The organism is Salinicola tamaricis, assembly GCF_003006155.1.
Classification (GTDB): Bacteria; Pseudomonadota; Gammaproteobacteria; order Pseudomonadales; family Halomonadaceae; genus Salinicola; species Salinicola tamaricis.
Window position 1 is genome coordinate 3,705,672 of sequence record NZ_CP023559.1, and the last position, 20,286, is coordinate 3,725,957.

At 62.3% G+C, this 20,286-nt stretch carries 20 protein-coding genes and 1 pseudogene; 8 read left to right on the plus strand and 13 right to left on the minus strand.

Annotated elements, in window-relative coordinates; translation table 11 throughout:
• Positions 1–68 precede the first annotated feature (68 nt).
• Positions 69–815, minus strand: a complete 747-nt coding sequence (locus tag CN538_RS17090) for an IclR family transcriptional regulator (protein WP_129591404.1) — start codon at positions 813–815, stop codon at positions 69–71.
• Positions 816–887: 72 nt separating this feature from the next.
• Positions 888–1,985, minus strand: a complete 1,098-nt coding sequence (locus tag CN538_RS17095; RefSeq protein ID WP_106420211.1) for a D-2-hydroxyacid dehydrogenase — start codon at positions 1,983–1,985, stop codon at positions 888–890.
• A gap of 300 nt (positions 1,986–2,285) precedes the next feature.
• Here CN538_RS17095 and CN538_RS17100 point away from each other — a divergent pair, with 300 nt between their 5' ends.
• Positions 2,286–3,050, plus strand: coding sequence for a glucose 1-dehydrogenase (locus CN538_RS17100; protein WP_106420212.1), 765 nt, complete (start codon positions 2,286–2,288; stop codon positions 3,048–3,050).
• Between the two features lie 201 nt (positions 3,051–3,251).
• The gene (locus CN538_RS17105) at positions 3,252–4,265 is read left to right on the plus strand and encodes an L-idonate 5-dehydrogenase (protein WP_106420213.1); all 1,014 of its coding nucleotides are present in this window, start codon (positions 3,252–3,254) and stop codon (positions 4,263–4,265) included.
• 65 nt (positions 4,266–4,330) lie between these two features.
• Here CN538_RS17105 and CN538_RS17110 read toward each other — a convergent pair whose 3' ends face one another.
• The 11 genes and pseudogenes from CN538_RS17110 to ruvA form a co-directional block, all read right to left on the minus strand.
• Positions 4,331–5,089 (minus strand): YciK family oxidoreductase, encoded by a 759-nt coding sequence (locus CN538_RS17110; protein ID WP_106420214.1) that lies wholly within the window; start codon positions 5,087–5,089, stop codon positions 4,331–4,333.
• A gap of 131 nt (positions 5,090–5,220) precedes the next feature.
• Complete coding sequence (gene ybgF / locus CN538_RS25575; protein WP_340638166.1) at positions 5,221–5,754, minus strand: tol-pal system protein YbgF; 534 nt, start codon at positions 5,752–5,754, stop codon at positions 5,221–5,223.
• Positions 5,755–5,828: 74 nt separating this feature from the next.
• Entirely contained in the window at positions 5,829–6,032 is a 204-nt protein-coding gene (locus tag CN538_RS25580; protein WP_340638167.1) for a hypothetical protein, read from the minus strand.
• Positions 6,033–6,092: 60 nt separating this feature from the next.
• Positions 6,093–6,608: a peptidoglycan-associated lipoprotein Pal gene (pal, locus tag CN538_RS17120; RefSeq protein WP_106420215.1), complete on the minus strand. Its 516-nt coding sequence runs from the start codon at positions 6,606–6,608 to the stop codon at positions 6,093–6,095.
• Between the two features lie 48 nt (positions 6,609–6,656).
• Complete coding sequence (gene tolB, locus CN538_RS17125) at positions 6,657–7,964, minus strand: Tol-Pal system beta propeller repeat protein TolB (RefSeq protein WP_106420216.1); 1,308 nt, start codon at positions 7,962–7,964, stop codon at positions 6,657–6,659.
• An 11-nt stretch (positions 7,965–7,975) separates the two neighbouring features.
• Positions 7,976–8,956, minus strand: coding sequence for a cell envelope integrity protein TolA (gene tolA / locus CN538_RS17130; protein WP_242495815.1), 981 nt, complete (start codon positions 8,954–8,956; stop codon positions 7,976–7,978).
• 190 nt (positions 8,957–9,146) lie between these two features.
• Positions 9,147–9,590 (minus strand): protein TolR, encoded by a 444-nt coding sequence (gene tolR, locus CN538_RS17135; RefSeq protein WP_106420217.1) that lies wholly within the window; start codon positions 9,588–9,590, stop codon positions 9,147–9,149.
• A gap of 14 nt (positions 9,591–9,604) precedes the next feature.
• Positions 9,605–10,281, minus strand: a pseudogene (gene tolQ / locus CN538_RS17140) (protein TolQ).
• A gap of 25 nt (positions 10,282–10,306) precedes the next feature.
• Complete coding sequence (ybgC, locus tag CN538_RS17145) at positions 10,307–10,717, minus strand: tol-pal system-associated acyl-CoA thioesterase (protein WP_164999648.1); 411 nt, start codon at positions 10,715–10,717, stop codon at positions 10,307–10,309.
• Complete coding sequence (gene ruvB, locus CN538_RS17150) at positions 10,714–11,745, minus strand: Holliday junction branch migration DNA helicase RuvB (protein ID WP_106420218.1); 1,032 nt, start codon at positions 11,743–11,745, stop codon at positions 10,714–10,716. The genes ybgC and ruvB overlap by 4 nt, the downstream gene beginning before the upstream one ends.
• A 6-nt stretch (positions 11,746–11,751) precedes the next feature.
• Positions 11,752–12,357 (minus strand): Holliday junction branch migration protein RuvA, encoded by a 606-nt coding sequence (gene ruvA / locus CN538_RS17155; RefSeq protein WP_106420219.1) that lies wholly within the window; start codon positions 12,355–12,357, stop codon positions 11,752–11,754.
• Positions 12,358–12,763: 406 nt separating this feature from the next.
• Here ruvA and CN538_RS17160 point away from each other — a divergent pair, with 406 nt between their 5' ends.
• Genes CN538_RS17160 through CN538_RS17190 form a run of 6 tightly spaced genes read left to right on the plus strand, consistent with a single transcriptional unit; the run spans position 12,764 to position 19,942 of the window.
• On the plus strand, positions 12,764–14,428 hold the full coding sequence (locus tag CN538_RS17160; protein ID WP_164999649.1) for a ShlB/FhaC/HecB family hemolysin secretion/activation protein: 1,665 nt from the start codon (positions 12,764–12,766) through the stop codon (positions 14,426–14,428).
• A gap of 47 nt (positions 14,429–14,475) precedes the next feature.
• The gene (locus tag CN538_RS17165) at positions 14,476–15,333 is read left to right on the plus strand and encodes a filamentous hemagglutinin N-terminal domain-containing protein (RefSeq protein ID WP_106420221.1); all 858 of its coding nucleotides are present in this window, start codon (positions 14,476–14,478) and stop codon (positions 15,331–15,333) included.
• Complete coding sequence (locus tag CN538_RS17170) at positions 15,330–15,638, plus strand: hypothetical protein (protein WP_106420222.1); 309 nt, start codon at positions 15,330–15,332, stop codon at positions 15,636–15,638. Before CN538_RS17165 ends, CN538_RS17170 begins: the two co-directional genes overlap by 4 nt.
• Positions 15,635–18,859: a DUF637 domain-containing protein gene (locus tag CN538_RS17175; RefSeq protein ID WP_129591405.1), complete on the plus strand. Its 3,225-nt coding sequence runs from the start codon at positions 15,635–15,637 to the stop codon at positions 18,857–18,859. Before CN538_RS17170 ends, CN538_RS17175 begins: the two co-directional genes overlap by 4 nt.
• Positions 18,838–19,623, plus strand: a complete 786-nt coding sequence (locus CN538_RS21345) for an HNH endonuclease (RefSeq protein WP_207233550.1) — start codon at positions 18,838–18,840, stop codon at positions 19,621–19,623. The genes CN538_RS17175 and CN538_RS21345 overlap by 22 nt, the downstream gene beginning before the upstream one ends.
• Before the next feature lie 10 nt (positions 19,624–19,633).
• Positions 19,634–19,942 (plus strand): SMI1/KNR4 family protein, encoded by a 309-nt coding sequence (locus tag CN538_RS17190; RefSeq protein ID WP_106420225.1) that lies wholly within the window; start codon positions 19,634–19,636, stop codon positions 19,940–19,942.
• The last annotated feature ends 344 nt before the right edge of the window (positions 19,943–20,286 follow it).

The following is a 20,286-nucleotide window of genomic DNA, read 5'->3' on the forward strand; positions in this document are numbered from 1 at the left end:
TTCGGCCTCTCGACGGAGGCGTCATCGATGGCAGATGACATCTCGTTCACTCCTCGATCAGTGGATGTTCAGCGCCCGGCATCACGGGCATCGCGCATGGCCGTATCATGGAGGTCGGCGGCCAGGTTCATGGGGTTGGCGATACGCCGCGCCATCGCATCGAGCGCCGCCACGGCGTCCGCCTCCAGCGCGTCGTCACAGCGCTCCTCCATCAGTGAGGTGCCCAGCGCATAGGCCTGCTCGCCGCTGTACTGCGGCGCGACCACCAGCGCCAGCCCGCGTACCCCGGGAAAGACCTCACCCAGGTCACGTCCATAGCCGCGTTCGCGGACCCGGGCGATCTTGGCCACCAGCGCGTCGAGCTCGGTGACCGAGCGCTCGGTCCAGCTCGGGCGGGTCGCGGGGTCGGCGAAGCGCCGCCGAATCTCGGCATCGTCGAGGCGCGCCAGTAGCGCGTTGCCCACCGCAGTGATCGAGGCCGGGAAACGGCTGCCGATGCTCGCGGTCATGCGCAGTGGCATGCGCCCGGCATGGGCGGCCAGATAGAGCACCTCGGTGCCGTCGAGCACTGCCAGCTGGCAGATCTCGTCGTGCAGCAGTGGGGTCTCGTTGCACGCCTGATAGAACGCCTGGACCGGGTCGACGCCGCGTAGATAGGCCCCACCCAGCTCGACCAGGCGCCGTCCCAGGCGGTAGCCCCCGGCGCTGCGCGCGATCAACCCCTCGGCCTCCAGCGCCAGACAGATGTTGAACAGCGACGAACGCGCCAACCGACAGCTGCCGCGCCATCTCGCTGACCCCCAGCGCGGTGTCACCCGCCTGCTCCAACAGCGTCAGCACGCGGATCGACCGGGTCACCGCCGGGCTGCGCTCGGCCTCCCCCGCCATCAGTAAAACTCCACCGTATCGACGCGGTTGCGCAGCGGCTCGCCGTCGAGATAGCGCCGGGCGTTGTCGACGAACAGCTCGGCGATCAGGCGATCCTCGGCGGCGTTGAGCGCGGCGGTATGCGGAGTCAGCAGCACATTGGGCAGATCCCATAGCGGCGAGTCGGCGGCCAGCGGTTCGCTGGCAGTGACATCCAGCACCGCCAGGCCTAGATGCTCGGTGCGCAGGGCCTCGATCAGCGCCGGCTCGTCGACCACTGTGCCGCGGCCGACGTTGACGAAGGTGGCGCCCGGGGGCAACGCGGCGAGGAAATCCGCATTCACCAGCCCTTCGGTGGCGGCAGTCCCCGGTAGCGAACAGACCACGGCATCGGCGCGTGCCGCTGCCGCGTGCAGCGCTTCCGGCGCCACGATCTCGTCGACGTGCTCTACCGCCCGGCCGTGGCGTGAGACGCCGATCACCCGCGCACCCAGCAGCGAGAGCTTGCGCGCCACCTCGCGGCCGATCCCACCGAGCCCCAGCAGCAACACGGTCTGTTCGCTGACCTGCCCCATCGCCCAGCGCCCGCTCCAGTGGTGCGCGCGCTGCTGAGCCTGGACCCTTGGCAACTGCTTGGCGCCGGCGAGCACGCCAAACAGCGCGTACTCGGCCAGCGGCCCGCCGTGCACCCCTGCTGAGGTAGTGAACGCGACCCGCTCGAGCTGCTCGCGGGAGAGTTGCGCCGCCTTGACCTGGCCACCGCCACCTGCGGCCATCAGATGAACCCAGCGCAGGCGCGGATTGGCCGCGACAGCACGCGCCAGTGCCGCCGGGTCGAGATCGGGAATGCCGTAGAGCACCTCGGCATCGGCGAGCAGCGCCTCGAAGCGCGCCTGCGCCTCGGCGCTGCGCTGGAAGCTGGGATCACCAGCGAAATCCGCGGGATGACGCATGGGCGGCAACAGCGCCTGATCACGGATCAGCTCAAGACGCGGCTCGCGGGCTTCGATCATGGCGCAAAGCGTCTCGCTCAACGGCGTGGCCACCGCCACTCTCAGCTTGTGGCTCGCCGATGGGTTTGCGTGGCGCCCCGCCGCCGGCGCTGGTGTCTGCTGCATGGCTCGCTCCTCATATCGTGTCCGTTCGCAGGCTTCGGTCAGCGGTCTTAGATGCACGGCGCCAAGGTCTCCGTCCGGATGCCGTGGGCGCGACCATTGTCCAATGAGCTGAACGTCGTTCAGCGGACTGTACAATGCTAGGCTGTATCCGTAACCCCGCCTTTGGTCGCGGTCTGGTTCGGGTATCTCGTCACAGGCAGCCCGTCTCCCGGTGCTTGAAACCGGGGGCGCAATCCGGGTCTGATGGCGGATCACAGAATGTCTGTACATGTCGCTAAACACCGCATCGGGAGACACTGCATGAAGCTTTTCGATATCAGCGGCCGCCTGGCCCTGGTAACCGGCTCGTCGCGGGGGCTGGGATTCACCCTGGCCCAGGGGCTGGCGCGCCAGGGGGCACGCGTGGTCGTGCACGGACGCCAGGCCGAGGCGGTGACGCGTGCCGCCGAGGCGATCCGCGCCGAGACCGGTGCCGACGTCGACAGCGTGACCTTCGATGTCACCGATAGCGCCGCCGTTCGCGAGGCGCTGGATGGGCTGACGGCGCGTCTGGGCACGCCGGATATCCTGGTCAACAACGCCGGGCTCCAGCGGCGCGCCCCGTTCACCGAGTTCGATCCCGCCGACTGGGATACGGTGCTTGCGACCAACCTCTCCAGCGCCTTCTATGTCTCGCGTGCGCTGGCCGAGCGCATGTCGCAGCGCGGGTCGGGCAAGATCGTCAATATCGGTTCGGTACAGTCGCAGCTGGCACGTCAGACCATCGCCCCCTATGCCGCCTCCAAGGGCGGTGTGGTGATGCTGACCAAGGGCATGGCCGCCGACCTCGCGCGCTTCGATATCCAGGTCAACTGCATCTCGCCGGGCTACTTCAAGACCGACATGAACACGGCCCTGTGGCAGGACGAAGCCTTCAACAGCTGGGTGGAGTCGCGCACCCCGGCCCAGCGCTGGGGCAACGTCGAAGAGCTGGTGGGTACCCTGGTCTATCTCTGCTCGGACGCCTCGGCCTTCGTCTCGGGCCAGAACATCTTCGTCGACGGCGGCATGACCTCCGTGGTCTGACTCTCGATAGCCTGAACCTCGATGGCCTGAACCTCGATGGCCTGACCTTCGGTGGTCTCATAATCGAGCGTCTGATACTCGACCGTCTGACACCGATGGGCTAGTCGTAGACAACCTGAAAGTCGAAGGCTCGATTCATTCATCACCGCCGATGCCGGACATCGCACCGGGGCGGCGGCGTCATACAGGAGCGACAAGGGCATGAAAGCGCTGGTGATACACGGCAAGCAGGATCTGCGCGCACAGACCTGGAACACCCCAGAACCGGGTGACGACGAAGTACGCGTGCGTATCGCCTGGGGCGGCATCTGCGGCTCCGACCTGCACTACTACCACGAGGGTGCCAATGGCGCCTTCGTGGTGCGTGAGCCGCTGATTCCGGGGCACGAACTCTCCGGCACGGTGGATCTAGATCCCCGCGGAGCGCTGGCCACGGGGACCCCGGTGACCTTTCATCCAGCCACGTTCGGCGAGTGCCAGCCCGGGCTGGAGCAACACCCGCATCTGTGGCCACGCGGTGGTTATCTGGGATCGGCCTCGACCACGCCGCACACCCAGGGCGGCATGAGCGAGTATCTGGTGGTCAAGCGCAGCATGATCCGCCCCTTGCCGGCAACGCTGCCACTCAAGCGTGCGGCACTGACCGAGCCGCTGGCGGTGGCACTGCACGGCATCCGTATCGCCGGCGGCGTCGAGGGCAAGCGCGTGCTGGTCTGCGGCTCGGGGCCGATCGGCCTGCTGGTGGCCGCCGCGGCGCTGGCCAAGGGCGCACGCGAGGTGACCGCCACCGACGTGTTCGAGGGGCCGCTGGCGCGGGCACGGGCGCTCGGCGTGCACGCCACCGTACGCATCGGCGAGGCGGAGCCCGCGGCTGAGGCATTCGATGTGGCGCTGGAGTGCTCGGGCGTACCCGCGTCGATCGATGTCGCCATCCGCGCCGTGCGGCGTGCCGGGGTGATCGCCCAGATCGGCATGATGGGCGCCGGTTCTCAGCCGCTGGAGCTGGCGACGCTGATCTCCAAGGAGATTCAGCTGCGGGGCTGCTTCCGCTTCAATGACGAGGTCGACGAAGCGATCGAGCTGCTCGACCGGGATGCGCGCTTCGATCAGGTGATCACGCATGAACTCGCCGCCGATGACGCGGTCGAGGCGTTCACTATCGCCAAGGATGCCCAGACCTCGGGCAAGGTGCTGGTGCGGCTGTGGCCAGCGTGAGTGTTTGATCAAGCATGACCGGGCTGAACGCCCGGCGTGACGACGCATCAGAACAGCGCCGCGGCTCACTGCCGCGGCGGCTGGGCATCGAAGGCTTCACCCGTGGTGCCGCGACTCTCACGCCCCATCAACCAGAGATAGGTGGGCATGATCGACTCCGGCGTGGGCACGCGCTGCGGATCTTCCTGGGGGTAGGCCGCACGGCGCATGGCGGTGCGCGTACCGCCGGGGTTGATCGAGTTGAAGCGTAGCGCCGAGTCACGATACTCGTCGGCGAGAATCTGCATCAGGCCCTCGGTGGCGAACTTGGACGTCGAGTAGGCACCCCACTCGGCGCGCCCGCGTCGCCCCACGCTGGAAGAGGTGAACACCACCGAGGCGTCGGTGGACGCTTCAAGCAGCGGCAACAAGGCCTGGGTCAAACCGAGACTGGCGGTGAAGTTGACCTGCATCACCTGTGCCCACACCTCGAGATCGGAGTCGGCGACCGACTTGCGCTCCCCCAGCAGGCTGGCATTGTGCAACAGGCCGTCGAGCCGTCCGAAAGCCTGCTCGAGCTTGGCCGCGACCACCCCGAAATCCTGCGCCGTGGCACTCTCGAGATTGAGCGGGAAGATCGCTGGCTGTGGCGCCTTGGCTGCCTCGATGGCGTCATACACCGTTTCCAGCCGGCTCAGGCTACGCCCGAGCAGCACCACGGTGGCACCGTGCCTGGCATAGGCCATGGCCGCCGCCCGCCCGATGCCGGCGCTCGCCCCGGTGACCAGAATCACTTTTCCCGCGAGCAGATCCGAGGGCGCCTGATAGTCACTATGACAAGGCATGCTTCAGCTCCTCCTGGTTCGGGTGATAGGCGATCGCCCTCGCTGACGCCGAGGCGCGCGGGGGCGGCAAGTTACCGAGTCGCCGACCCTAGGCCCGGCTGACTCGCGCCTCTGGCCGGCGTGAATCTACATCAGTTGCCCAGCTGGTTGAGAAAATCTCCTGCCATCTGCGCGGCGCTACTCTTGGGATAGTCGCTCTGCACGCGCTTGAGCAGTTCACGGCTGCCCGTGGTATCGCCCTGGCGCGCCTTCAACAGACCCAGCTTGTAGAGCGCATCGGGTACCTTGCTGCTCTGCGGATAGTCGTCGATGACGGTGTTGAAGGCCGTTGCGGCAGCGTCGAGCTGCGACTGCGCTGAATAGAGTTCGCCAAGCCAATAGTGGGCGTTGGGAATCAGGCTCGACTGCGGATAGTCGGCGATGAAGCGTTTGAACGAACTGATGGCGGCATCGAACTGACGCGCCTGTACTTGCTGGAAGGCGGCCTGATAGGCATCACGCCCATCGCCGCTACCACTCGAAGCCGGAGCGCTGGCGTCGCTGTCAGCGGTGGCCGAGCCGGTACTGCTGTCTCCAGCACCACTGCCTGCGGTCCCGCTATTTCCGGTCCCACTATTTCCGGCAACCTGGCTCGCCGCGCCGCTATCGACGCTGCTGCCTGACATGTCACTACCACTGCCGCTCCCGCTACCCGAGAGGCGGTCATCGAGATCGAGATACTGCTGCTGAGTCTGTTGCTTCAGTTGCTCGAGCTGATAGCGCAGCTCCTCGACCTGGCCGCCAGCTCCTGGATCTGCTGGCGGTTGTTCTGCAATTCGTTGAGGATCGTCAGGGTGCCGCCGCCGCTTTCGCGGGCCTGCGTCTGACTGTAGAAACCGCCGGAGGATTGACCGGTAAGGTCATCCACGACCGGCTGCTGAGCCCATACGGACAGCGGGAGCACCAAGGCTCCCGCGCCGCACAGTCTTTTCAGACCGTGTTTCATGCTGATCTCCGTCGACTATTACTTGTAGTCGAACACGACGCGACGGTTCTTCGCGTAGGCTTCTTCGGTGTGGCCCTGAACGGCAGGACGCTCTTCACCGTAGCTGACGATGGAGATCTGCGACGGGGATACGCCCTGGACGGTCAGGTACTGCTCGACCGACTGCGCACGACGCTCGCCGAGGCCCAGGTTGTATTCACGCGTGCCGCGCTCGTCGGCATAGCCTTCCAGCGTCACGTTGACGCTCGGGTTGGCCATCAGGTACTGAGCGTGGCCGCGCAGAACGGATTCGAACTCCGGACGAATTTCGTCGCTGTCGAACGCGAAGTAGATCGTGTCGACGCTGGGACGCTGCTGGTTGGCGTTCATCTGCGAACCGTTTGCGCCCTGACCGGAGGTCATGCCCTGGCCGGACATGTTGCCGGAGGTGCCATCCATGTTCCCTTCCTGGGTGCCGCCGCTGCTGGAACAGCCCGCAACCACTGCCAGTGACAGCGCGACCGCTAGCGTCTTGGCGTAAGTCTTGAATTGCATTGTCATCTCCTTGCTCAGATGTCGAATGACACTGTCGACTTTCGTCGTTTAGTTCAAATATGGCGACCATGCGGGTTCCCGCACATCACCTTGTTGTGAGGGCAGCCGGAAGGACGCGCGTCCATCGGAAGAGACTGCCCCCAACACCCCTTGCGACCCTTGTTGCGTCGCGAAGATTACCATGGTGCCGTTCGGTGCGACACTAGGTGATTCATCCCAACGTGTATCAGTCAAGACTGTTACACGGCTGGTGTCCAGGTCCTGTTTTGCGACGTGAAAACCGTTCTCGTCACGGGTGATCATGAACAGCGCTTTGCCGTCCGGCGAGAAGCGCCCATCGGAGTTGTAGCTGCCGGTGAAGGTGACGCGCTGGGCTTCGCCGCCGCCGGCCGGCATGCGATAGAGCTGGGGCGCGCCGCTACGGTCGGAGGTGAAGATCAGCGAGCGGCCGTCCGGCGACCAGTCGGGCTCGGTCTCGATGGCGCGGTTGTTGGTCAAGCGGGTGAGCTGACGCGAGGCCAGATCCATCACGTAGATCTCCGGCTGGCCATCCTTGGACAGCGACATTGCCATCTTGCGCCCGTCCGGCGACCACGCCGGCGCGCCGTTGATACCCGGGAAAGAGGTCAGGCGCAGTCGCTCGCCGGTGGCCACGTTCTGCACGTAGATGGCGGAGTTGCCGGACTCGAAGGAGACGTAGGCCAGTTTGCTCCCATCCGGCGACCAGGCCGGCGACAAAGGATCGTCGGACGACAGCACCTGCTGGGCGTTGTGGCCATCGGCGTCGGCGACGTAGAGCGCATAGCGCGCATTGTCACCGCTACCCGAGGCCGCGACATAGGCGATACGGGTCGAGAAGGCACCGCGAATACCGGTGATCGCTTCGAAGATCTGATCGCTGATGTAGTGGGCACTGGCACGCAGATCGCTGGCGCTGGAGGTCACCGTTTCGCCGAGCATTCGCTTGCCGCCGGCGACGTCCATCAGTTCGTACTGGATGCGATAGTCGCTACCCTGGGGCTCGATCTTGCCAACCACCAGATAGCGCGCGTTGACCCGCTTCCAGTCATCGTAGAACACATCCTTGCTGCTGCTCGGCAGCGAGATCAGCGCGCTGCGGCTGAGCGGCTCGAACTGACCGCTGTGCTCGAGATCATCGCTGACGATCTGCGCCACATCCTGGGGCAGGCCACCCGCCGCCTGGGACTCGAACGGCACGATGGCGATCGGAATCGCCTGGTCGCTGCCGCGGGTGATCTCGATGGTGAGATTCTGGGCCTGGGCGTTCGCCGTCAGGCACAGCGCGACGAGCGATGCCAGCCAGGCAGCCGCCAGTCGTCGCAAGCTTTGAGACATCCGTTGTTTCATCACTGTATATCCCCGGGTGTGAACTTGAGATTGAAATCGCGGAACCGTCGCTGCAGTCCGGCATCCAGCTGCTGCAGTTCACGGAACGGTGCCGCCGCCTCTACCGCCTGCGTCGCCGAGCGGTCGAAACTGGGGTTGCCGCTGCTGCGAGTCACGGTCGCCGCGAGCAGCTCCCCTGATGGCCCCAACCGCACTCTGACCTGCGTCACCAGCGAACCATCGGCGTTGGGCGGCAGATGCCACTGGTCCTCGACCGCACGCTTGACCAGATTGATGAAGCTGTTGGAAGCCTGATTCGACTGCTGCGCGTTGGCAATGCGCTCCTCTTCGTTGGCAATCGAGTCATTGAGCGCATTCTGGCTCGCGGCCTTGGCTGCGGCTTCGGCCTTTTTCTTGGCTTCCGCTGCGGCCTTCCTTGGCCTCTTCCGCCTGACGTTTCTTCTCCGCCTCGGCTTTCTTCTTGGCCTCTTCCGCCTGGCGTTTCTTCTCCGCCTCGGCTTTCTTCTTGGCCTCTTCCGCCTCGCGTTTCTTCTCCGCCTCGGCCTGCTTCTTGGCCTCTTCCGCCTCGCGTTTCTTCTCCGCCTCGGCCTGCTTCTTGGCTTCTTCCGCCTGGCGTTTCTTCTCTGCCTCAGCCTGCTTCTTGGCTTCTTCGGCCTGGCGCTGTTTCTCGGCCTCGGCCTGCTTCTTGGCCTCTGCAGCCTTCTGCTTCTGGATCTGTGCCTGTCGCTGCTGCTCGGCTTCCGCGGCCTTCTGCTGACGTGCCGCTTCGGCGCGCTCCGCAGCTGCCTGTTCGGCCGCCTGCTGACGCCGCTGAGCCTCGGCGCGTGCGGCGTCGGCCGCTGCCTGCTGTTCGGCTTGCGCCTGTGCCGCCTGCTGTTCGGCCTGCTCGCGGGCGGCCTCCTGTGCCTGCTGCTCGGCCGCCTGCTGCGCGGCCTCCTCGGCCTGGCGCTTGGCCGCACGCGCCTTGGCCTCCTTGGCATATTGAGCCTTGTCGGTCGCGGTCACATCACTGACCAGCGTCGCCTGCACCACCGAAGAGGAGCTCGGGATCGGCTCGCTGTCCGGCAGGCGCAACATCGTCAACAGCAGGGCCACAATGTGCACCCCGATCGCCAGGACGACGGGCAAGCCGTAGCCGACACGGCGCGTTCGCTTCGCCATGCTGACTCCTTACCCCTTGTTGTCACCCGAGGGCGGTTCGGAAATCAAGCCGACGTTCGCCACGCCGGCCATCTGCAGCGTGCTCATCAACGTCACCACCTGACCATAGGAGGCGTTCTTGTCGCCCCGAACCATGACCGGCGTGTTGGGCTTGCGCTCGAGGATCGCCACCACCTGGTCCCCCACGGTCTGCAGGGTCACCGGCTTGTCCTTGTCACCCAGCGAGATGTAGTACTCGCCTTTATTGTCGACCGAGACGATGATCGGCTCCTGCTCCTGGGTATCGATGGGCTCCGAGGTGACCTGCGGCAGGTCGACCTTGACGCCCTGGGTCAGCATGGGTGCGGTAATCATGAAGATCACCAGCAGCACCAGCATGACGTCGATAAAGGGGACGACGTTGATTTCGCCCATCGGCTTGCGCCGCTGATGTCGGCTATAGGGTCCACCCATGACTCACCTCCGGCTCAGGCCGACTGACTGTTGCCGCGACCCTGCAGATTGCGATGCAGGATCGAGTGGAACTCTTCGGCGAAATCTTCGTACTCGCCGAGCAGACGGCTGGCGATGGAAGAGAGACGGTTGTAGAAGATCACCGCGGGGATGGCCGCAAACAGACCCATGGCGGTCGCCACCAGCGCCTCAGCGATCCACGGCGCAACCGTGGAAAGCGTGGCCTGCTGGGCCATGGAGAGACTCTGGAACGACCCCATGATGCCCCAAACGGTGCCGAACAGGCCGATGTAGGGGCTCGCCGAGGCCACCGTGCCAGCAGCGTCAGATTGGCGTTGAGACGATCCTCTTCCCGCGAAAGTGCCACGCGCTGCGAGCGCTGCACGCCATCGAGCACCGCCTCGCTGCTGCGGGTCTTGGGCATCAGCCGGTTGAACTCGCGAAAGCCGGCGCGGAAGACATGCTCGGCACCCTGGGCTTCATGGTTCTCCGGCACGTCTTGGTAGAGCTCGTTAAGATCGATGCCGGACCAGAAGCGCTCGTCGAATTCGCGCTGCGCCTTCTTGGCCCGCGCCAGCGCAAAGCTGCGCTGGAAGATCACCACCCAGGAGGCGACCGAAGCGGCCAGCAGCAGTAGCATGACCACCTGGACGACCAGGCTGGCGTTCATGATCAGATGGGGGATGGACATGGAGTCGTTCACGTGAATCCTCGAATCACTGGCTATGAATGTCTGGCGTCAGCACCGCGCGAAGCGCTCGTGGCCACCGCCTGGGTTTCAGGCTCTGCGTGTCGACGCATGCTATATCGACCACCGCCTCGCATAATGTTTCCCCGCGATACCGCACCGCCTGGGTGAATCGCACCGAGCAGGCGGCGAGCCGCTCGACGACGGCACTCACTTCCAGCCGATCGTCGAGCCGCGCCGGGCGTGCGTAGCGACAGCTGAGGCTATGCACCACCAGCTGTACGCCCTGTTCGAGCAGCTCGCGCTGGGCAAAGCCCTGAGCATTCAGCCACTCGCTGCGTGCACGCTCCATGAATTTCAGATAGTTAACGTAGTACACGATGCCGCCGGCGTCGGTGTCTTCGATGTACACCTTGAGCGGCAGGAGGAATTCGCTCACCCGCTCTCGCCCCCCTCGGGTGCCTGATCATGCGGCGCCAGGCCAAAATGGGTATAGGCCGAACGCGTCACCACCCGCCCCCGCGTGGTACGCATCATGAACCCCTGCTGGATCAGATAGGGCTCGATCACATCTTCGATGGTGTCGCGCTCCTCGCTGATCGCCGCCGCCAGGCTGTCGACCCCCACCGGCCCGCCGTCGAACTTCTCGATCATCGCCAGCAGCAGCCGGCGGTCCATGTGATCGAGGCCGTGGCTGTCCACGTTGAGCATGTTCAGCGCTTGATCGGCGATCTGCGCGCTCAGGGTGCCATCGCCCTTCACCTCAGCGAAGTCGCGCACGCGCCGCAGCAGACGGTTGGCGATACGCGGCGTGCCGCGGGCGCGACGCGCGATCTCACGCGCCCCAGCGGCGTCGGCGGGCACCCCGAGCAGCCGCGCCGAACGCGCGACGATCTCGCTCAGCTCGTCGATGGCGTAGAACTCCAGGCGCTGGACGATACCGAAGCGGTCACGCAGCGGCGAGGTCAAGAGCCCTGCACGGGTGGTGGCACCGACCAGCGTAAATGGCGGCAGATCGAGCTTGATCGACCGCGCCGCAGGGCCATCGCCGATCATGATGTCGAGCTGGAAATCCTCCATCGCCGGATAGAGTACCTCCTCGACCGCAGCCGACAGCCGATGAATCTCGTCGATGAAAAGCACGTCACCCGGCTGCAGATTGGTGAGCATGGCGGCGAGATCGCCGGCTCGCTCCAGCACCGGACCCGAGGTCGATTTGATATCGACCTCCATTTCGGTGGCGATGATATTGGCCAGCGTGGTCTTGCCAAGCCCCGGGGGGCCGAAGACCAGGGTGTGATCGAGCGAGTCGCCGCGATTGCGCGCCGCCGAGATGAAGATATCCATCTGCTCGCGCACCCGTGGCTGACCGATGTAGTCACCCAGCCGGCGCGGGCGAATGGCATGATCGGCCTGCTGCTCACCCTGTCGCGGCGAGGCTTCGATGAGACGATCGGGTTCGATCATGTCGGCTTACCCGGCCATCTGGCGCGCCAGCGCCGACTTGATCAGGGCTTCGGTGGGCAGGCTCTCGTCGAGCCCGGAGAGCATGCGCGACGCCTCGGTCGGCTTGTAGCCCAGCGATACCAGCGCCGCCTCGGCATCGGCGAACGGATCCCGCGGCTTGGCCACGGGCTGGCGCGGTGCGTCCAGCAGCGACCCCTGCTCTTCCTGCCAGTGGGGAAAACGATCGCGCATCTCGACGATCAAGCGGTCGGCGGTCTTCTTGCCCACGCCCGGCAGTTTGGTCAACGCCTTGCTGTCTCCCTCCATGACGCAGCCGACGAAGGCGTCACGATCCATGCCGGAAAGGATCGCCAGTGCGAGCTTTGGCCCCACGCCATTGACCTTGATCAGCGCGCGAAACAGCTGGCGCTCCTCGTCACGTCCGAAACCGTAGAGCAGATGCGCGTCCTCGCGCACGCTTAGATGGGTATAGAGGCGGACCTCCTCGCCCACGGCGGGTAGCGCGACCAGTGTCGTCATCGAGGTTTCGAGTTCATAACCGACGCCGTTGACGTCGACCACGATCCAGGGAGGGAGCTTTTCCAGCAGGGTGCCGTGCAGGCGTCCAATCATTCCATTCAACGTCCTTTCCGTGACGGCGTCCACTATACGCATCGCCGAATCGGCTGACTAGCTGCTACATGGCCCCGGCCAATGCTCTCTGCAGGCACATCATGATCTCTTAATTTGCCTTCAGCCCTCTTCCCGAGCGCCTACCACTCATGGCCAGAGTGATCGACTCGCTACCGCCCACATCCTGAGAGCCCCTGCCCGACTCAACGACGGCGCTGCCGACTTCACCGGTGCCACTATCGACTCGATTCGAATCGAAAGTGCTTGCCGGGAGAGAAGAATCGACATATATACATTCTGTAACAATTTGATACGAAATTACTGGCTAATTAATCTTGACTTCAGTGCGCTCGAGATGGCGGTAGCGTGGTACGCCTTTCACAGTGCGCTCTTTGGAACTCGCTCCATGACGCCTGTACGCGCACTGTTGTTGGCTCTGCTGATATTCCCTTCCCTCATTGGTGTATGCCTGGGCCAGCCACGCCCGACGACACCCCTAGATGTCGATATCCAGCGCGAGCGCCAGCAATCGCTGCTCGAAGAGTCGCAGCATCAACGTGAAGCGCTACAGCGTGGCCTGAAGATCGCCCCACAGCCCAAACCAACAGCGCCTGATCAGGCCACATCCTGTTTCGTGATAGATCATTTCGAGTGGCGAGATGCCACACATCTGTCCGCCGCTCGCCGACAGGCACTCACACAACCGCTGAAGGGTAAATGTCTCAGCCTGAACCAGATGCAGGCGCTAGCGCACAAGGCCAGCAATGCCTACATCGAGCAGGGCTATGTGACATCACTCGTGTACCTACCCGACCAGGACGTCAGTGATGGCACATTGCGCCTGCAAGCCCAAGAGGGACGCATCGAAACCATCTCGCTGGACGGACAGCAACCGCGCGGTCTCGCCATGATCTTCCCGCATGCCCGAGGAAGCGTCCTGAACCTGCGCACCCTCGAGCAAGGCATGGAGCAGATCGACCGCCTGCCCTCCCAGCGTGTGAGCATCGACATTCAACCTGGCACCCGCCAGGGTTACTCCCGTGTCGTGCTGCATCGCATCGATCAGGACAAGCCCTGGCGAATTGCCCTGGGCATCGACAACAGCGGCCAGAAAGGCACAGGAACGCGGCAAGGGACACTCGGCCTGGCGCTGGACTCCCCTCTGGGGCTTTACGATCAATGGCAATTCGAAACCAGTCACGATCTGGAAGGGCGCCGAGGCCATCTCAGTCGCGGCCTAGCTGCCAGCGTCACGCTGCCATATGGAGACTGGCATTTTGGCTACCGTTACGCCCGGAGTGATAGCGAACAGCCACTGCGGGTCGCTGATCGCAATTGGCCTTACCTGGGCAGCGTGCGCCAGCACGTGCTCGACCTGCACCGGACTCTCTATCGTGACGGGGATAGCACCCTGGGCTGGGCGCTCTCGCTGACAAGACGAGACACTCGCACCACCTTTGCGGGGCAGCGGCTCAATGTGAGCAGCCCTACGCTGGCCATTGCCGGCAGCGGACTCGAGTACGCGACGCGTTTGGGAACGGGATACTTCACTCTGAACCCTTCGGTCTCGCGGGGCCTTCACGCGCTTGGCGCCAGTGATGACCAGCGCGGCCTACCCCCTTCCGATTTTACCCGCATCAGCCTGGCGGCGAGCGGCTTTCTCCCGCTGACATCAACGATCAGCTACCTCACCTCGGGCTACCTGCAAACCACACCCGATGACCTCTACCCCAGCGAGCGCATCAGCGTAGGTGGTGAGTATTCGGTCCGCGGCTTCAAGGACACCTTCCTCGACGCTAATCGGGGCGCGTACTGGCGCAATCAGATCGATTGGACCACCCAGACGCTTCCGCTGGTCGGCCAGCCAACCCTGAGTGTCGCGCTCGATGCCGGCGGCACGATGAAGAGTCGCAGTGCCAAGGGCGGCGGCCTCCTGGGTAGCGCCATCATGCTGGCACTGAGCCAGCCACGCGCCACCCAGTCATTCAGTCTCGGTAAACCGCTGCTATCCCCGCAAGGGCTGCACCCCGACCCCTGGGTCGTCTATTGGCAAGCCAGTTTCACCCTGTAGCACCGCAAGGACCTTCCTAACGCGTAAATCACTCGAGGAAACATCCGATGAAAAGGTCGGGACCTGTTACCCGCTGGACCTGCTGGGCAGTCATCGCCACCTGGATTTTACAGCCGCTGCAACCGGTCTGGGCTGCCGGCATCGCAACTGCCGACAAGCGCACTACGGTCACCACGCGTCACGGCGTACCGGTGGTCGAGATCGCCAGACCCAATGCCAGCGGCGTCTCGCACAACCGTTACAGAGAATTCAGCGTTGGCCAATCTGGCGCCGTACTCAACAACGCCACGAGCACTACCAAATCAGAACTGGCGGGAAAGCTCCGCGCCAACGGCCACCTGAAAGGCACGCCAGCGGAGTTGATCATCAACGAAGTCACAGGCAAACGTCGCTCTCAGCTCGCTGGCCAGTTGGAAGTGGCCGGCCACCGAGCTGAGGTGATGATTGCCAACCCCAATGGCATTACCTGTAACGGTTGCAGTTTTCTCAACGCGCCCGGCATCACACTGACCACCGGTAAGCCGGGGTTCGACCGTCATGGGGCGCTCAGCTCACTGACCGTAGACAAGGGCGATATCCGGATCGGCAGTCAAGGCCTGGATAGCCGGTCACAGGATTACACGGCGTTGATCAGCCGTACGGCGACCTTGGAAGGCAAATTGCAAGCCAAGGCGCTGGAAGTCACGCTCGGGCGCAACCGCCTGGATATCACCAACGGTACACTCGACCCGCTCGCAGCGAAAAGAAAGGAGACGCCACCCACGCTGGCACTCGATAGCCGCGAACTCGGCGGTATGTACGCCAATCGCATCCGTCTAATCGCAACCGAAGCGGGCGTCGGCGTCAATGCCGGCAACCTTCGTAGCAGCAGCGGTGACATCCTGCTCGATGCCAAAGGGCAATGAGCGTCAATAAGGCCAACTCCGCGCGGGATATCGGTATGCGCGCTGGCGCCATCACTCTGGCCAAGGGCGCCAAGCTCGAGGCACAGCGCGACGTCACGCTGGTCACCCCCAGGCTCGACAACGCGGGGGCCATCACGACTCAGCGGGATATGCGAGTCTTCGCCAATCGGGTCGACAACCACGGCAACACCGCTCGCCTCCAGGCCGGTCAGGATCTCTGGATTCAGAAAAACCCCAAAGGTGACAAGAGCGCTCTGGTCAGCAACCGCTCGGCGACCATCAAGACCCGTCCGGCAATCTGGTGATCCGTACCCAGCAGTTGAGTAACACCCGAGAGCACGTGATAACCAAGGCGCGCACGCTTTCGCCCAACTCGACGAGCATTAACAACAATGTGGGTGCTCAGATGATGAAGAGGCACAATCATGGGCCCCACGTTTTTTACATCAACAACCAGGTCGATCTGCCCAAACTCGGTATCAATAAGTGGTTCGGCAAACCCGATCTCGCCAAAGACTCCAATGTCAATGTCGGGAAAAGAAGGGATGAGGCACATGCGATCTCTGACCCAGCGGTTATCGATTCGGGCAAGAGCCTTTATATCAATGCACACAATCTGGACAACCGCGGCAGCGTTATTCGTGCCAAACAGGATATGTTCCTCGCCGGAGAAACGCTCAAGAGCAACGCGGCCAGGGTATTAGGAGAACGCAACCACTACATTACATTGGATGGCTATCGTGGCGAGAGTGAAGCCGCGCTACGAGCAAAACGCGTCCCGGGCCCATTCGGAGCGGCCGACGTCACAAAATGGTGGAGAAAGGTCGACGAGTATAATATCTGGCATCCGACGAGGATCCTGTCCGCGACGCTCGCCGCCGGCCGGCGGCTGGTAATGGACTTCGACAAAACGATCGAGTTGCAGACCATTCCCGAGCTGGACACATATGAGCGTCACCTGCCCACACTCCCCACCAGCGTCAGCGGCAAAGATATTTTCGCAACCAGCCATCACTTCTCGCTATCGAGCGTTATATCGGCCAAGCATGACCTGAGTTTGGTCTCCAGCGGCAATATCAGAACGAGAAATGCGACACTACATGCCGGCAATCATCTAGCGCTCGCCGCCGCCAAGAGCATTTCCCTATATCAAACCAGCGCGACAGGTGGTGATATATCGCTGCTCGCCCGCAGCGGCAGTATCAATCTCGGCCGCCCCTATGTTTACGATACGCGAGGCAACGCCCGAGTCCCGCTGCTGGCTGCCAAGCGCGGCCTCGACCTGATCGCCGGTAGTGATATCAAAGCCAGGGACATGGGTAACCTGAAAGCTGCCGATATTGCCCTTCAGGCTGGACGAGACATTAGATTCCTGGTCACTTCTCGGCACCTGGCAACCTGGGGCCGTGCCAATGACAAGCTCGCCAGCCGCGCCCCTATCCGGCGTGATGTCCTGACGCAGCGCCTCGCGCAGACGAACCATGTCACTGCGGCCCAGTCAATGTCGATGGTTGCTGGTCGAAATATCGATATCCCGCTTGCGCGTCTCGACGCCGGCACCAGTCTCTCGCTCCAGGCCGGGCAAGATATTCAGCTCGACGCTTACTCCCTAAGCAATCGCTTCGCTGCGCTATTCGATGTCACCCGCTCCGATGAGCTCACCGCGCGTCTCGCCGCTGGTGGCGATCTACTGCTCAATGCCGGCCGCGACATCGATACGGAAGCCGGCAAACTCGCAGCCAAGCGTAACCTGACACTGCTATCCGGCCGTGACATGGCCTTCGACCACCTCGGCTATCGTGTCGGGTCCGACCAGGCCTACCAGGACCATGATATTGTCACCCGCCTCGGTGCCGGGCGAGACCTCATCCTGGCTGCCAATGGCAAGATCGACACGCTGGGCAGCGACCTCAGCGCCAGACGCGACCTGCGCATCGCCTCGCTCGGCAATCTCTCTTTCCGCGCGCTGGAACAAACTTTTCACCGGCCTATCAAGCATGGCCATCAGGAAGGCACCAACCAGCGCGAGTCCACGCTGAAAAGCGGCCGGCATACCGTACTCGACAGCCACGGCAGCATGCTGTTCCAGGCTTCCCGACTCAACGCCGGCGGCAACCTGAATGCCGCCGCCAGGGGCGGATTCCTATTCGCTCAGGCGATGGAAGAAAACACGAGCTACCAGACCAAGAAGAAGAAGAGAAGCTGGCTCGGTCTGCGCAAGAAGACCGTCAAACGTACCGGGCACAGCGTCACCCACAAGGTGGTCTCATTCACCGCCAAGCAGAATATCGACCTGCTCAGTCGCGACGACAGCACCTATCAGGCCAGCCGTATCAGTGCCGGCAAGAATGCCAAACTGACCAGCCAGAAGGGTAAGGTACGCTTCGAGGCAGTCAAGGACAGCCGCCTGGAGCAGCGCATCAGTCAATCCCGCGGGTTTTATATCAAGACCAGCGACAAGGGATATCGGAAGGACACCTGGCGGCTACCCAGCCTGCAGTTCGGCGGTAAGTTGCGGATCGATGCCGCCAAAGGCATCGGTGCTGACTACAAGAAGCAACAGGGCCAGCAGCTCGATCGGGCCTTGGCCCAGTTGGCCAGCACACCGGGGACCGAGTGGCTCAAGGCACTCAGAGGCAACAAGAAGGTCCACTGGCGCGAAGTCCAGGACGCCTACGCCAAGTGGCATCACACAGAAAAACATCTCAACCCGACCGTCAGCGCTGTCATCGCCATCGCGGTGGCGGCTGCGACCAGTGGCAGTGGTCTTGCCGCCTGGGCCGGCAACGCCGCCGCCGGTAGTGTCACTGGTACAGCGGGTGCAGCGTTATATGGCATGGGCGCTGCCGGCATGAGTGCACTCACCTCGCAAGCGGCGGTCACACTCGCAGACAACCAGGGCAACCTGTCCAAGACCTTCAAGAGCCTGGGCAGTAGCGCCACGGTGAAGTCCATCGCCACAGCGATGTTGGTCAGTGGCGCCATGGCCGGGTTCGACCAAGGCGTGCTGGCCAAGGCGCCCACCCCCGACTCCCCTCGCCTACCGGTACTCAGCGACGGTGACTGGACCCGAGTCGCCCAGCGTGTCGGTGCCGAGAGTCTGATCAATGCTGGCGTCAACCAGGCCGCCTATGGTGGCAGCTTCAACGACCGCTTCAGAGACGCACTGCTGGGCAACATCGGCGCACAGGTCCAGGCCCAGGGCGCCAATCTCATTGGCGACAACGGCCAGATTCTCGGCACTGGCGGCAAGGCCATTTCCCACGCGGCACTCGCAGGGCTGGCCGCCGAGATCGGCCGCGGCAGCGCCAAAGGCGCCGTCGCCGGTGCACTCGCCGCGGAAGTGATGGCCACCAGCATGGGCAACGATGCCGTCGCCCCCGAACAGTGGAACCGCTACGCCATAAACAGGCCCAGATTGCCCGCTTACTCGGCGGCGTCGCTGGCGCCGTCTTCACCGGCGATGCCAAGGGCGCCTACAGCGGTGCAGATAGTGGCGAGCGGGTGCATCGTTACAATTTTCTAAAACACGAACAGGTCGCTGAGTATGTTCAGGAAGCAAAACAATGCGAAGCACGCGGAAATTGCGACGAAGTGCAGGAAAAATACCGCGAGATAAGCCTTGCGCAGCAAGACAAGCTGATTGCCATCTGTGCAACAGATAGCAAGAAATGCCATGCTCAATATCAAGATTTGATAAGAGACCATGATAAATTTCGCGCGGAACTGGATAAGCTGGCTGGCGGTGAGGTGCCCTGGAGAATCAGCCTAGACACTGGCCCCCTACTCCTACAGTATACGGATGCTGAAGGCGCGGTTTCTCAAGCCGGGTTCGCTCAAGCAATCAAACAAAAGTATGGCTTAGACGATGAGCAAGCTTCGATCGTATCGGCCGCTGCCCTCTCGGCAATGGGTGGAGTCGGGTTTAACAGCAGGATACGGCCTGTAAATGGCAGAGCGCCAATCAATAGCAAATACGCCAACACGACAATTCCTTTGAAAGATTTGCCAGAGAAAATAAGAGAAAAATACCCGCACAGCATTCATTTTAACGGCGCAGGCTTTCCCGACTTCTCTCGATACTCAATCAAAAATGTTGTCATAGAACCTGGAAGATCAAGAAAAGTTGATTATCGAAGAGCAGATATAGCAGCAGGCTATAACTCAGAAAAACCACGACCCAAAGGCTATGTCTGGCATCACAATGAGCATGTCGGGTATATGCAACTAGTTCCAAGTGATCTTCACGAAGCTGTTAAGCATACAGGTGGTATAGCTAAGCAAAAATAGGAGCGCCATCATGTTAAAAATAGTTGACCAGGGCCCAAAGGCCGATGATTTTTCATTAACCACCTTGGAAAAAAAAATAAGAGCACAGCTCCCTTCAGAGTATAGAAGATTTTTAAAAGAAAACAACGGGGGGAAACCCATTCCGGATACTTTTAAATTTTACAACACTATATCTGAAAGAGAAGATGAATCCGATGTTCATCTATTCTTCTCTTTAGAAAAAAACGAATATGATTCAATCTTCAACATGCTAGAGGTATTTGAAAACAGAATTCCACAGAGCTTTTTGCCAATTGCAAGAGACTCAGGGGGGGAGTGATCATTATGGATCTGACCGGCAAAGAGGAAATATGCTTCTGGGATCCAGATTACGAGGCTGAAGACGGAGAAGAGCCAAGGCAGGACAACATCTATCATATCAGCAACAATTTCTCGGAATTTCTCACAGAGCTTTATGAGCTAGAGGATTAAGGAGGCTGCAGAGTTATTTCTCAACACTAACCATATGAGCCGCACTCGTTGCCCGCGACATATTCGCACTTGGGCTCTCATATAAAGAGGCCGAATATGCGAATGAGCTTGGCTTTTTTAGGATAGACATAGAAGCAAACCTCTTCGCTCACGGCGGGTAATGTGATTAGTATCTTCATCGAGGTTTCGAAC